Raw genomic sequence first — 13,627 nt, 5'->3', positions numbered from 1 at the left:
GGTCACGGCCCGGTTGAAGACCGGGCGCTGGCCGGGTACGTGCTCCTTCTGGTCGGCGACGAAGTAGCCGTGGCGCTCGAACTGGTAGATCGACTCGGGCTCGGCGTTCGCCGCCCCGGCCTCGATAAAGGCGGTCAGGGTGTGGATCGAGTCGGGGTTGAGGTCGTCGAGGAAGTCGCGCTCGATCTCCGGCTCGTCGCCCTCGCGCCGCGCCCCCGGCGCCGGGACGTTGAACAGCCGGTCGTACTGGCGGATCTCCGTCTCGATCGCCTCGCGCGCCGAGAGCCAGTGGATGTTGCCCTTGACCTTGCGGGCGTCGGCGCCCGGCGTGCCGGACTTGGTGTCCGGGTCGTACTCGGCGTAGACGCAGGTGACATTGCCCGCCTCGTCCACGTCGTGGCCGACGTGCTTGATGATGAAGCCGTAGCGCAGGCGCACCTCGCCGTCGGGTTTCAGGCGGAAGTACTTCTTCGGCGGGTCGAGGGCGAAGTCGCCGCGCTCGATCCACAGCTCGCGGGTGAGGGTGACCTCGCGCTTGCCCCAGTCCGGCTTCTGCGGGTGGTTGGGGGCGAAACAGGTCTCCTCGTGGTCCTCGGGGAAGTTCACCAGGACGAGCTTCAACGGGTCGAGCACGCCGATGCGGCGCTCGGCCGACTCGTTCAACGTCTCGCGCATGCAGTCCTCGAGCACGCCGTAGTCGATCAGGCTGTCGGACTTGGAGACGCCGATGCGGTCGGTGAACAGCTTGAAGCCCGCCGGGGTGAAGCCGCGGCGGCGCGCGCCCTTGAGCGTCGGCATGCGCGGGTCGTCCCAGCCGTCGACATGCCCGCCCTCGACCAGCTGGATCAGTTTGCGCTTGGACAGCGGCATGTAGGTGAGATTCAGGCGCGAGAACTCGATCTGCTGCGGCAGCGGGCGCTCGAAGAAGGCGAGGTCCGCGAGCTTGTCGATGAACCAGTCGTACAGCGGGCGGTGATCCTCGAACTCCAGCGTGCACAGCGAATGGGTGACCCCCTCGATGGCATCCGACACGCAGTGCGCGTAGTCGTACATCGGGTAGATCGGCCAGTCGTCGCCGGTGCGGTGGTGATGCGCGTGGCGGATACGGTAGATGGCCGGGTCGCGCATGTTGAGGTTCGGCGAGGCCATGTCGATCTTCGCCCGCAGGATGTGCGCGCCGTCCTCGAATTCACCATTGCGCATGCGGGTGAACAGGTCCAGGTTCTCCTCGATGCTGCGCTCGCGGAAGGGGCTGTTCGTGCCCGGCTCGGTGAGCGTGCCGCGGTTGGCGCGCATTTGCTCGGCCGACTGCGAATCGACGTAGGCCAGTCCCGCCTTCACCAGCGCGACCGCCCCCTGGTAGAGCGTCTCGAAGTAGTCGGAGGCGAAGTGCTCGTGGTCGGCATCACGAAAGCCCAGCCACTCGATGTCCTCGCGGATGGCATCGACATAGGCCTGCTCTTCCTTGACCGGGTTGGTGTCGTCGAAGCGCAGGTGGCAGATGCCGTCGTAGTCGCGGGCCAGGCCGAAGTTGAGGAAGATGCTCTTGGCATGCCCGAAGTGCAGGTAGCCGTTGGGCTCCGGCGGGAAGCGCGTGGTCACGCGGCCACCGTAGGTCCCCTTCTCACAGTCGGCATCGATGCGGTTGCGGATGAAGTGGCTGACAGGCTCGTTGGAATCGGACATGGGGGCTCGATTGCGTTGAATGGAAAGCGGGCATTGTACGAAAAATGTGTCCCGAGCACCGCGCTTCCGGGCGAATCCGTCCGCCGACGCCGGCCCGCCCCGTGTCTGGCTCAAGGACGGGATTGCCGCCCGGACGGGGCCTCCCCCGCCGCTCGCCGCCCTGCGTCCGGACCCGCCGCGGGTGCCCACGGCGTCCACGATGCTCGCTAACCCGTTGACCTGGTGAAAATAAACGCGGGAGATGCCCGGTATTACCTACTGAAACACTGAGGCTTTTTGTAAAATTAATGTAAGGCTAATATGATTCATTGGTTTCTTTTTCAGACAGACGGGCTTGGATCATGGAAGGGCACGGTATTCTCGACATCGATCAGGTGTTCCACGAGATCAACGCCGAGCGGCGGCTGGCGGGGCTGCCGCAGGTCGAGCTTTCGGTCATGCGGGTGCGGGTGAACATCCGGCTGTCGGTCGGGGGCTTCGAACGCCTGCCGCCGCACGGACCGGTGGAGGTCGACGAGGAACAGCTGGCGGCCATCGCGCGCGCGATCAGCGAGCTGTTCAACACCGGCTACACCGTCGAGCGCCTGGCGAACTTCGAGCGCATGCTCGACGACGGGGCGGCCGAACCCGCGGCGGCCAGGTCGCCCAAGCACACGGCAAATCAAGCCCCCGCGTCGAGCCCGGACAGACCCGCGGCGGCTAGGCCGGCCTCCGTACCGCCCGTGTCCGCCGAGTCGGAGGACGAGCCCGCCGAACGGCTTTACATGGTCGACTTCTTCACCGCGATCAACCAGGTGCGGCGCCGCGGCCGTCAGTTGCCGATCGAGCCGGCCGTGGTGATCGTGCGCGTGAGCGTGCGGTTCGCCATCCTCCGGCGGCGCCGGCTGAGCTTCGACGAGGCCTGGATCGAGGTCTCCCCGCAGGACGTGGCCGCGCTCGAGGATATCCTTGCCGAGCAGTTCGACGTGCGCCTGGAAGGCGGCATGGGCCCGCTGATCGAGCGTGGCCGGGAACGGGCCCGCCAGGAGCCGCGCAAGCTGTCCTGGGTCGACCGCCTGTTCCGGCGGCGCAACTTCAATTTCCACGTCAACGACATGGTCATGGCGATCACTCGGCAGCGCGCCCAGCTGGGATACCATCCCAAGGCACCCAGCGAGATCCAGCACTACTGCGAGAAGCTGCTCACCGACATGCGCGTGAAGGTGCGGGGCGGGCGGGTCAGGCTGACCGAGGCGGAGATGGACCAGCTGGCCGAATTCCTCCGCGAGGAATACGGGCTGTACTTCGAGGATCTCGATTCGTTCATCGGGATCGGGGCGATCGGCCGGAAATGACCGGACCCGGGGATCCCGGGGTTTCGTGCAGAATCAAAACAGGCAGAAAGGATGGCAAAGCGAGTCATGGGTATCGACGTCGAACCGGACAAGGGACTGGCCCGACTGGGCGGTCTGAGTCACGTATTCCATTGCAATCACTACAACGCCCACCTGCAGATGGCGGTGCAGCTTGGCGAGGGCATCGAGGAGGGCTTCGAACCCAATCGCCTGCTCCAGGACGCCGCCCGCGCGATCGCCGAGCACCTGCGCCGCGAGCGCGGCTACTCGGAGGCGCAGCTGCTCGAGGAGTACACGCTCTGCGGCTTCGGCATCCTGAAGAGGATCGATGACGACACCTTCGAGGCCGAGCGCTCGCACTACGGCGAGTTGACCTACCACCACGGGCGGCCGCAGCCGAGCTGCCTGTTCGACGCCGGCTTCATCAGCGGCATGACCGGCCGCGAGGCGGTCGAGGTGCAGTGCCGCCACGCCGGCGGAAGCACCGACCGCTTCGAGTTGCGCGGATCGGTCGACCCGCTGCCCAGCCCGTTTCGCCACCCGGACCCGCTGGTCGAGCCGCCGGCGCGCTTCGACTTCCCCGAATGCCGCGTGACCGACAGCGGTGTCGACGAGCAGGCCGTGATCGATGCCGTCTCCGGCCTGGAGCTGTTCGGCAAGCCGCCGGAAGAGGGTGGCAACGGGCTGGTCGAGGCCTTTGGCGTCGGGCTGACCTTCCACTACGCCGACTACTACAACTTCATCAGCTACGAGATCTACCGGCGGATGGTGGCCATCGGCGTGCCCTCGGACATGGCCCGCGAGGCCTTCGTCCAGGCCGGCCACGTCTGCGCCTTCAACACGCTGGGCGGCATCATGGAGAGCGAGGCCTGGGACCAGGCCGTCCGGCCCATGTGCCGCGACGTCAGTGACTGGGTGCACGGCATCGTCGCCGTGATCAACGCGCTCGGCTGGGGCACCTGGCGTGTCGAGCGCGTCGAGCCGGGCCGCGAGCTGGTGATCCGCGTGTACAACTCCTACGAGGGGGTCGGCTACCGCCGGCTGTACCCGGCCGACGACAGCGAACGGCAGATGTCGTTCCTCGCCATGGGTGCGGTGCGCGGCATCGCCCACCTGCTGTGGAAGATCGACATCCGCGAGCGCCCGGGGCTCAACGAGGATCTCTACATGAAGACCTTCAACGACCCGAAGGGCTACTGGTCGGTCGAGCAGACCCACGCCATCGGCGCGGGCGATCCCTACGATCGCATCGTGACGCGCGCCCCGGCCTGAGGGAGGGGCGGGCGTTCAGTCCCGGGGACCGGTCCAGAACTCCAGCGTGGCGGTGCCCCGCTTCCTGGGTGATTTCGGCGCGTCCTCGGTTCGCGAGCCGATGTTGATCAGCCCGATCAGCGTCTCGTTCTCGTCCAGCCCGAGCGCGCGCATCACCTGCGGGTCGTAGGCTCGCGGCCCGGTCAGCCAGACCACGCCGAAGCCCAGCGCCTCGGTAGCCAGCACCACCTGGTGGGTGGCGATACCGGCGGAGAGCAGCTGTTCGATTTCGGGGATCTTCTCGTGTCCCGGCTCGGTGCGCGCGATCGCCGCGACGATCAGCGGCGGGCGCAGGGCGCGCTCGCGCTCGCGCTCGCAGGCCGCGTCGGTCGCGTCCGGCACGCGCTGGCGGTAGGCCTCGACGAATACCTCGCCCAAGCGGTCGAGCGCCGGGCCCCGGATGACCAGGAAGCGCCAGGGGTGCAGCCCGCCATGGTCCGGGGCGCTCTCGGCCGCCTGCAGGATCCGCTGCAGGGTCTCGTCGTCGGGAGCCGGGGCGGCAAGGCACTTCGGCGGGGTGGAGCGGCGATCGAACAGTGCCTCGAGAAGGCGTGGGTCTTGATTCATCGGAATTCGGGCCTATGAGTGAACGGGTGACGATTTTCGCGTGTGTTTTGCGCCGCGATCGGCGAGGATATCGCGTGTTTCGGGCCGCCATCCTTGGCTAACCCGGGTTTTTCGTCGATAATCACGCACCATTTCAATCGGCTAGAGGATTTATGGCAAAAGAAGATTACATCGAGATGCAGGGCACCGTGATCGACACCCTGCCGAACACCATGTTCCGGGTGGAACTGGAAAACGGCCACGTCGTGACCGCCCACATTTCCGGGCGCATGCGCAAGAACTACATCCGCATCCTGACCGGCGACAAGGTCACCGTGCAGTTGACCCCCTACGACCTGACCAAGGGTCGCATCTCCTTCCGCTCTCGCTGAACCCCAGGGAAGGCCTGTACGAATCGTAAGCCGCTCGACCGAGCAGGCCGGTTCGTTCCCATCGGTTGATCCGTCTCGCCCTGCCGTTGCCACGGGCGGGTGCGCATGGCTGTGCCCGACGAAAACGGCGCCCCGAATCGAGGCGCCGTTGAACGGGCAGGGTCGACGCGCCTCGTCGCCCGTCAGGCGGTCGAGGACTCCTCGGCCACCGATTCCGAAGCGGGCGTGGTGGTCAGCACCGGTTCGCCATCCTTGAGATCGAACCGCGCCAGCCCGCCATCGGCCAGGTCGCCGAACAGCATCTGCTCGGCCAGCGGGCGCTTGAGCCGGTCCTGGATCAGGCGGGCCATCGGCCGGGCGCCGAGTACGGCGTCGTAACCCTTCTCCCCCAGCCACTGGCGCACGTCCTCGTCGACCTGCATGGTGACGTGGTTGGCCTCGAGTTGCTGCTCGAGTTCCAGCAGCAGCTTGTCGACCACGTTGGCCACCTGCCGGGTGCCGAGCGACTGGAACTGGATGATGGCATCCAGCCGGTTGCGGAACTCGGGCGTGAAGCCGCGCTTGATCGCCTCCATGCCACTCGAGCCGATGTCCTGGGCGACGAACCCCATGGTGTTCTTCGCCATTTCCTCGGCGCCCATGTTGGACGTCATGATCAGGATCACGTGGCGGAAATCGACCGTCCGGCCGTTGGTGTCCGTCAGCGCACCGTTGTCCATCACCTGCAGCAGCACGTTGAACACGTCCGGGTGCGCCTTCTCGATCTCGTCGAGCAGCAGCACCGCGTGCGGATTCTTGTGGATCTTCTCGGTGAGCAGGCCGCCCTCGTCGAAGCCGACGTAGCCCGGCGGGGCGCCGATCAGCCTCGAGACGCTGTGGCGTTCCATGTACTCCGACATGTCGAAGCGCACCAGCTCGATGCCGAGCAGGCGGGCAAGCTGCTTGGATACCTCGGTCTTGCCCACGCCGGTCGGCCCGGCGAAGAGATACGAGCCGATCGGCTTGTTGTCCGGGCGCAGCCCCGAGCGCGCCAGCCGGATGGCCGTGGTGATCTGGTCGATGGCCTCGTCCTGGCCGAACACCACCATCTTGAGGTTGCGGTCGAGGTTCCGTAGCACCTCCCGGTCGGAGGTGGATACGCTGCGCTCGGGAATGCGGGCGATGCGGGCGACCACGCGCTCGATGTCGGCCGCGGTGATGCGGTTGTCTTCCGGCTGCGGATGGAGCAGCCGGTACTGCGCGCCCACCTCGTCGATCACGTCGATCGCCTTGTCCGGGAGGTGGCGATCGTTGATGTGGCGGTTGGAGAGCCGCACCGCCGCCTCGATCGCCTCGTCACTGTAGACCACGCCGTGGTGCTTCTCGTAGCCCTCGCGCAGGCCACGGATGATGTCGATGGTCTCGTCCTCGGACGGCTCGGGCACGTCGATCTTCTGGAAGCGGCGGGTCAGCGCCGCGTCCTTCTCGAAGATGCTGCGGTACTCCTGGTGGGTGGTCGAGCCGATGCAGCGCAGTTCGCCAGAGGCCAGCGCCGGCTTGATCAGGTTGGAGGCATCCATCGAGCCGCCCGAGGCCGAGCCGGCCCCGATCAGGGTATGGATCTCGTCGATGAACAGGATCGCGTCGGGCACCGAGCGGACCTTCTTGAGCACGATCTTCAGGCGCTTCTCGAAGTCGCCGCGGTACTTGGTCCCCGCGACCAGCGCGCCGAGATCCAGTGCGTAGATGGTGGCTTGCGAGAGGACCTCGGGCACCTCGCCGTCGACGATCTTGCGCGCCAGGCCCTCGGCGATGGCCGTCTTGCCCACGCCGGCCTCGCCGACCAGCAGCGGGTTGTTCTTGCGGCGACGGGAAAGGACCTGCTGGACACGCTCGACCTCGGCCGTCCGGCCGATCAGCGGATCGATCTTGCCCTCGGCCGCCTGCTTGTTCAGGTTGACGGCGAAGTTCTCGAAGGCATTCTCGTCGGCGGGCTGTTCCTCGCTGCTTTCCTGGGCCTCGTCACCGACCGACGGCTCCTCGTCGTCGATGCCGCTCTCGTCGGTCTCGGGGCCGTGCGAGATGAAGTTGATCACGTCCAGCCGCGTCACGCCGGCCTTGTGCAGCAGGTGCACGGCATGGGCGTCCTGCTCGCCGAAGATCGCCGCGAGCACGTGCGCGCCGGAGACCTCGTTGCGCTGGGCGGCCTGCACCTGCATCACGGCACGTTGCAGCACGCGCTGGAAGCCCAGCGTCGGCTGGGTCTCGCGCGGGTCGTTCTCCGGGATGCGCGGCGTGGTACGGCGGATATGCGCCTCGAGGTCCATGGCGAGCTGCGAGATGTTGGCGTTGCAACCCTCGAGCACCATGCGCGCGTCGGGGTCCTCGAGCAGCGTGTGCAGCAGGCTCTCGAGGGTGACGAATTCGTAGTTCTGTCGCCGCGCGCGGTCGAACACGCGACTCAATGTGGTTTCGAGGGACTTGCTGAGCACCGATCCACTCCTCCGGTCTGTCTTGGATGGTCCGCACCGTGTTTCACTGCGGGCGCGGATCCGGTGTCTGTCTGACGATCATATGCCTGACCGACAGTCTCTGCACGGCGTGAGGGGAAAACCCGGACAATCCGGGGCGTTTCCTATTCGGCGCGCTCCATGACGCACATCAGCGGGTACTCGTGTTCGCGGGCGATCTGGTTGACCTGGCCGACACGGGTCTCGGCAATCTCGCGCGTGAACTCGCCGCACACGCCCCGGCCGTTGTGATGCACCTCGAGCATGACGACGTTCGCCTGGTCGAAGGTCATGCCGAACAGCTGCATCAGGACCTGCACGACGAAATCCATGGGGGTGAAGTCGTCGTTTAGCAGCAGCACCCGGTACATGGGTGGCTCGTCGCTGAGGATCTGTTCGCTGGCCTCTTCGGCCTCGGCGGGCCGGTGGGTCGTGTGCGGCTGGCCGGCCGTCTCCGGTATGGGACCGGAGAACAGCTCCCGGGGTTCCCCCGCGGGGCCGCTGAACACTGTGGTTTCTGCCTTCATGGTCGACAGTCTAACGCGCCTTGCCTGCCGTCATGGGAGCATCATGGGGACGGCAGGTTGCGAGGACAAGCCCGTGAGTGCCCCGCCGAACTCGGCGGCCGTGGCACCCAGCAGGGATTCGAGCCGGTTGCGGCGCGGGGTCATGTCGATGCTGTCCTCGACGCCGATCCGTTCGCGGATCACGGTATCGACACTGTCGAAGCCGTCGATCAGACCCTTTTCCCGCGCCGTCTCGCCGGTAAAGAACAGGCCGGAGAACAGCTCGGGGTCGTCGGCCAGCCGGTCGCCCCGGCCTTGCTTGACCGCGGCGATGAACTGCTCGTGGATCTCGTCGAGCACGCCGCGCAGGTAGTTCATCTGCTCCGTGTCGGCGGGGCTGAACGGGTCGCCCAGGGCCTTGTTCTCGCCGGCGGTGAGCAGGCGGCGCTCGATGCCCAGCTTCTCCATGGCGTCGACGAAACCGAAGCTGTCCATGCGCACGCCGATCGAGCCGACGATCGAGGAAGGGTTGGCGTGGATCTCGTCGGCCGCCGCGGCGATGAAGTAGCCCCCGGAGGCACTCATGTCCTCGGCCACCGCGTAGATCGGCTTGTCCGGGTACTCGTCCTTCAGGCGCTTGATGGCGTTGTAGATCTCGCTCGACTGCACCGGGCTGCCGCCCGGGGTGTTCATCCGCAGGACGATGCCCTTGATCTTCTCCTTCTCGAAGGCCTTTTCCAGCACCGGGATGATCCGTTGAGCGCTGGTCGGCTCGCCGGCGGCGATCATGCCCGTGATGTCGATGACGGCCGCCACGGGTTCCGTGGGGGAGAGCGGATCGCGGTCGCCGGCCGTGAACAGCAGCGTGACCAGTGTCAGCGACCAGACCACCAGGGCGATGGAGACGAAGCGGAAGAACACCTTCCAGCGCCGGGCGCGGCGCTGCTCGATCAGACCGTGACGGGCCATGTCGAGCAAGGCGTCACGGGCCCAGTCGGCGGGCCTGTCCGGCGCCGATTCCGCCCGCGGGCCCGACGGGTCGTCGCCCACCGGGTCCCGGGGGGTGTAGTCGTTGGCGTGGGGCGGGTCGATGCGCAGGTCTTCCGGTGGTTTCTGCTCGTTCATGCGGGTGGTCCGGGTTGCGATGGATTGGGAGTCAGGCGCTCGTTTTCGTCACCGTGACCGGCTCGTCACGCTCGGCGTCGTGCAGCTGGGCGAGGTGGTCGACGAGCCAGTCGGGACGGGCGGCCGCCAGGCGTTCGCGGGGGTGGGCACCGTGGGTGATGCCGATCGCGTGGGTGCCCGCGGTGCGGCCCATGAGCAGGTCGAAGTCGGTATCGCCCACCATCCAGGCTTCCGCCGGGCGGCTTCCGGTGTAGTCGAGGATGGCCTCGACCATCGCCGGGTGGGGCTTGGACTGGCTTTCCTCGGCCGTCCAGGTGCAGTGAAAGTAGTCGCCGGCCCCGGTTTGCGCAAGCGCGCGGTCGAGCCCGCGGCGCGACTTGCCGGTGGCGATCGCCAGCAGGCATCCGGCCTCGGCCAGCCCCTTGAGCAGGCCCTCGGCGGCGTCGTACAGCGCGACCGGTTCCTCGATGGCGAAGTACTGCCGGTGGTATTCCGTCGCCAAGGCGTCGTGGAACCCGGCGTCGGCCTCGGGCAGGAGTTCCGCGATGGCGTTGGCGAGCGACAGGCCGATGATGCCGCGAATCGCCTCGTCGGGGAGCGGCGGGTGGGACAGCTGCTCGAGCGACCGCTGGAAGGCGGCAACGATCCGGCCGGTCGAATCGGCCAGCGTGCCGTCCCAGTCGAAGATGACCAGTCGCGGCAGTTCGGCCAGGTGCTCGGGCCGGCGGGTATAGTCAGGGATGTCGTTCATGGTTCAGTTTGATCGGGTCGAATGAATCGAATTCAAGGGCAGGCCGGTCGATTCGAGCACGCCGGCCCATTCGCCCGGCGGCTCGCTGGTGACCGTCAGCCGACCACGGTGGGTCGGGTGCGTCAGGGTCAGCCGGTGGGCGTGGAGCATCAATCCCGGGCGCCTGCCGCCCAGCCCGCGGTCCCGCGCCCGCTCGCCGTACTTGCTGTCGCCGACGATGGGGTGGCCGGCATGCCGGCAGTGCACCCGGATCTGGTGGGTGCGGCCGGTGTGCAGGGTCGCGCGCAGTAGCGATACGCGAGGCTCCCCTGCATTCCGGGCGAGCACGTCGAAATCGGTGCGGGCCGGCTTGCCCTGGCGTTCGTTTACCGTCACGCGGTGGGCGCGGCCTTCCCCCTGTTCCTTGAGGAGCGGGGCGGTGATCGAGACGAGGTCCCGCGGCCAGTGCCCGTGGCAGACCAGGAGGTAGGTCTTCTTCGCCTCGCCCTCGGGGCGGAAGGCCTCCTGCAGCCCCAGCAGGGCCTGGCGGCTCTTCGCCACCACGATCAGGCCGCTGGTCTCGCGGTCGATGCGATGGGCCAGTTCCAGCATGCCTGCCCCCGGCCGGGCGGCCCGCAACAGCTCGATCAGGCCGAAGTCGTAGCCACTGCCGGCGTGCGCGGCGAGCCCGGCCGGCTTGTCGACGACCAGCATCGCCTCGTCCTCGTGGCGGATCATCGACTCGACCCGTTCGAGCCAGCCCGAGGGGATGGTCGCCCGGGTGCGGCCTGCCGAGGCGTCGCCCCGCAGGTCGCGCACGGGCGGGATGCGCACGACGTCGCCGGAATGCAGGCGCAGGTGCGGTTTTGCCCGCTTCTTGTTCACCCGCACCTGGCCCTTGCGGATCAGCCGGTAGACAAGGGCGCGGGGCTGCTTGTCGTGCTGGGCGCCGAGCTCGCGCAGCAGGAAATTGTCCAGCCGCTGACCGTCACTGCGTTCGTCCACGGTCTCCAGCCTGACGCGCGGACGGTCGGCGGGGGCATGGTCGCCGGCGGGCGCCGTGGTGGTCTCGGGGTGTCGTCGGGCGGTCATCGAGCTCTTCGGGTATGGATGAAATGCCGGCGCGGTCTCGCGGCCGGGACTGGCGGGGGCCACGCGGCCGGGGAACCTCAGACGCGGGTTGCTGGACAGGAGTTCCCGTCCCGCTTCCGGGTATCTCGCCCCGTGGGCGGCATGGTAACGGCAAGAGGCCGCCGCGGCGGCCAGCCGGGTTCGATCGGAGGAACCCGGGGTGCGCCGCGCGGAGTGTGATAGTATCAGCGCACTGTGGCAAAAGTCAGGTGGCACGGCAGTCGCCGTATGCCACCGGCAGTCAGCGAGCGCCCGGGAGTCCGAATGCCGGCGCGTGTTGCGCCAGACCCCCGCTTGCCCGCACCCGGTGCCCGACCACTGTCCGTGACGGGTGCCGGTGGGCACGACCCGCCTCGGACTGCCGCTTGTCCACAGTTGCAAGAACGATCAACGCGTATCACGTCCCGAGATCCAATGCGTCTTATCCGCCTTTTCTCCCTGCCGCTTGCCGCCCTGTACCCCCTGATGGTGCTCGGTCGGCTGCCGACGATGTCGCGGGCATTCGCGACCTCGCGGGTCGCGGCGTGGCGAGAGCCGGTGCATCGGGACGTTTCCATCAAGTCAAGTCACCTGCCGGGCGCCTTCGAAGGCCTGCCGCGGTTCGTGCAGAAACGTCGAGACCATTTTCATGAAACGAATGCTGATCAACGCAACGCACTCCGAGGAGATCCGCGTTGCGCTCGTCGACGGGCAGCGCCTCTATGACATCGACATAGAGACCCCGTCACGGGAGCAGAAGAAGGCCAACATCTACAAGGCCACCATCACGCGCATCGAGCCCAGCCTCGAGGCCGTCTTCGTCAACTACGGCGCCAACCGCCACGGGTTCCTGCCCTTCAAGGAGATCTCGCCCGAGTACTTCGACCCCAAGGCGGTCGACGACAAGGGCCGTCCGGTCATCAAGGACGCACTCAAGGAAGGCCAGGAACTGATCGTCCAGGTCGAGAAGGAAGAGCGCGGCAACAAGGGCGCGGCCCTGACCACGCTGGTCAGCCTGGCCGGGCGCTACCTGGTGGTGATGCCCAACAACCCCAAGGCCGGCGGCGTCTCGCGCCGCATCGAGGGCGATGACCGCGCCGAGATCAAGGCCGCGCTCGCCCAGCTGAACGTGCCGGCAGGCATGGGACTGATCGTGCGCACCGCCGGGGTCGGCCGCGACGTCGAGGAACTCCAGTGGGACCTCGACTACCTCGTCCAGGTCTGGACCGCGATCCGCGAGGCGGCCGAGAGCCGCCCGGCGCCGTTCCTGATCTACCAGGAAAGCAATCTCATCATCCGGGCGCTGCGCGACTACATGCGCAACGATATCGGCGAGATCCTGATCGACGAGCCGACCATCTACCAGCAGGCCATGGACTTCGTCCAGATGGTCACGCCCAAGGTGGCCGAGAAGATCAAGCTCTACGAGGACACCACCCCGCTGTTCTCGCGCTACCAGATCGAGGCCCAGATCGAGTCGGCCTACCAGCGCAATGTCACGCTGCCCTCGGGCGGCGAGCTGGTGTTCGACGTCGCCGAGGCGATGACCGCGGTGGACATCAACTCCGGGCGCAACACCAAGGGTCAGGACATCGAGGACACCGCCTTCAACACCAACCTGGAGGCGGCCGAGGAGATCGCGCGGCAACTGCGCCTGCGGGACCTCGGCGGGCTGATCGTGATCGATTTCATCGACATGAACTCCTCCAAGCACCAGCGCGAGGTGGAGAATCGCCTGCGCGACTCGCTCAAGTACGACCGCGCCCGGGTCCAGACCAGCCGCATCTCGCGCTTCGGCCTGCTGGAGATGTCGCGCCAGCGCCTGCGCGCCTCGCTGGAGGAATCCAGCCAGCACATGTGCCCGCGCTGCAACGGCCAGGGGGTGATCCGCTCGGTCGAGTCGCTGTCGCTCGCCATCCTGCGCCTGCTGGTCGACGAGGCGATGAAGGACAACACCGGCCAGGTGATCGCCCAGGTGCCGATCGACGTGGCCACCTACCTGCTCAACGAGAAGCGCGACCAGATCAACGAGATCGAGCGGGCCAACAACGTCGATCTGCTGCTGATCCCGAACATCAACCTCGAGACGCCGCACTACGACATCCAGCGCGTCCGCGCGGACGATACCGAGGCGAAGGGACGTGACGTCCAGCAATTGATCGAGCCGCTGACCGTGGAGACCCCGACCCACGAGCCGCGTCACCGCCAGGCGGAAAAGGCCGCGGTCCAGACCATCCCGCGGCCCGCCCAGCCGGCCGTGGAAAAGCCACGGATGGACGAGGAAAAGCCGGTGGCGAAGGCCGCGGCTGCCCCGGCGGCGGCCGAACCGGCGCGCCCGGCCGCGGTGGCCAACGGTGCGGTTTCGTTGCTCCGTCGCGTGGTCGGCCAGTTGTTCGGC

Annotated in this window: 11 protein-coding genes; 4 read left to right on the top strand and 7 right to left on the bottom strand. The window is 67.3% G+C overall.

The window, feature by feature from the left end; all coding sequences use genetic code 11:
* Positions 1-1,686, bottom strand: a 1,686-nt coding sequence (locus ACLFMY_RS06095) for a glutamine--tRNA ligase/YqeY domain fusion protein (protein ID WP_410763714.1), incomplete at its 3' end; no start/stop codon positions are given.
* 341 nt (positions 1,687-2,027) lie between these two features.
* On the opposite strand from ACLFMY_RS06095, the gene ACLFMY_RS06090 reads away from it, so the two are divergent.
* Both ACLFMY_RS06090 and ACLFMY_RS06085 read left to right on the top strand, forming a co-directional pair.
* Positions 2,028-3,020 (top strand): hypothetical protein, encoded by a 993-nt coding sequence (locus ACLFMY_RS06090; RefSeq protein WP_410763713.1) that lies wholly within the window; start codon positions 2,028-2,030, stop codon positions 3,018-3,020.
* A gap of 51 nt (positions 3,021-3,071) precedes the next feature.
* The gene (locus tag ACLFMY_RS06085; protein WP_410763712.1) at positions 3,072-4,292 is read left to right on the top strand and encodes a hypothetical protein; all 1,221 of its coding nucleotides are present in this window, start codon (positions 3,072-3,074) and stop codon (positions 4,290-4,292) included.
* Between the two features lie 15 nt (positions 4,293-4,307).
* Here the strand turns inward: ACLFMY_RS06085 and ACLFMY_RS06080 are convergent, their stop codons facing one another.
* Positions 4,308-4,898: a nitroreductase gene (locus ACLFMY_RS06080; protein WP_410763711.1), complete on the bottom strand. Its 591-nt coding sequence runs from the start codon at positions 4,896-4,898 to the stop codon at positions 4,308-4,310.
* 152 nt (positions 4,899-5,050) lie between these two features.
* Here ACLFMY_RS06080 and infA point away from each other — a divergent pair, with 152 nt between their 5' ends.
* Positions 5,051-5,269, top strand: a complete 219-nt coding sequence (infA, locus tag ACLFMY_RS06075; RefSeq protein ID WP_410763710.1) for a translation initiation factor IF-1 — start codon at positions 5,051-5,053, stop codon at positions 5,267-5,269.
* A 182-nt stretch (positions 5,270-5,451) separates the two neighbouring features.
* Here the strand turns inward: infA and clpA are convergent, their stop codons facing one another.
* The 5 genes from clpA to ACLFMY_RS06050 all read right to left on the bottom strand — a co-directional run bounded on the left by clpA (position 5,452) and on the right by ACLFMY_RS06050 (position 11,211).
* Positions 5,452-7,740, bottom strand: a complete 2,289-nt coding sequence (clpA, locus tag ACLFMY_RS06070) for an ATP-dependent Clp protease ATP-binding subunit ClpA (RefSeq protein ID WP_410763709.1) — start codon at positions 7,738-7,740, stop codon at positions 5,452-5,454.
* Between the two features lie 143 nt (positions 7,741-7,883).
* The gene (gene clpS, locus ACLFMY_RS06065; protein ID WP_410763708.1) at positions 7,884-8,285 is read right to left on the bottom strand and encodes an ATP-dependent Clp protease adapter ClpS; all 402 of its coding nucleotides are present in this window, start codon (positions 8,283-8,285) and stop codon (positions 7,884-7,886) included.
* Between the two features lie 30 nt (positions 8,286-8,315).
* Positions 8,316-9,389, bottom strand: a complete 1,074-nt coding sequence (locus tag ACLFMY_RS06060) for a S49 family peptidase (protein ID WP_410763707.1) — start codon at positions 9,387-9,389, stop codon at positions 8,316-8,318.
* A 31-nt stretch (positions 9,390-9,420) separates the two neighbouring features.
* Positions 9,421-10,140 (bottom strand): HAD hydrolase-like protein, encoded by a 720-nt coding sequence (locus tag ACLFMY_RS06055; RefSeq protein ID WP_410763706.1) that lies wholly within the window; start codon positions 10,138-10,140, stop codon positions 9,421-9,423.
* Positions 10,141-10,143: 3 nt separating this feature from the next.
* Positions 10,144-11,211, bottom strand: a complete 1,068-nt coding sequence (locus ACLFMY_RS06050; RefSeq protein WP_410763704.1) for an RluA family pseudouridine synthase — start codon at positions 11,209-11,211, stop codon at positions 10,144-10,146.
* 667 nt (positions 11,212-11,878) lie between these two features.
* Here ACLFMY_RS06050 and ACLFMY_RS06045 point away from each other — a divergent pair.
* On the top strand, positions 11,879-13,627 hold a 1,749-nt coding region (locus tag ACLFMY_RS06045; RefSeq protein ID WP_410763703.1), incomplete at its 3' end, for an Rne/Rng family ribonuclease.

The organism is Guyparkeria sp., from assembly GCF_046545975.1.
In the GTDB taxonomy this organism is placed as follows: Bacteria; Pseudomonadota; Gammaproteobacteria; order Halothiobacillales; family Halothiobacillaceae; genus Guyparkeria.
The sequence above is the reverse complement of the archived record's forward strand: the minus strand, read 5'-3'. Positions and strand labels throughout refer to the sequence as shown.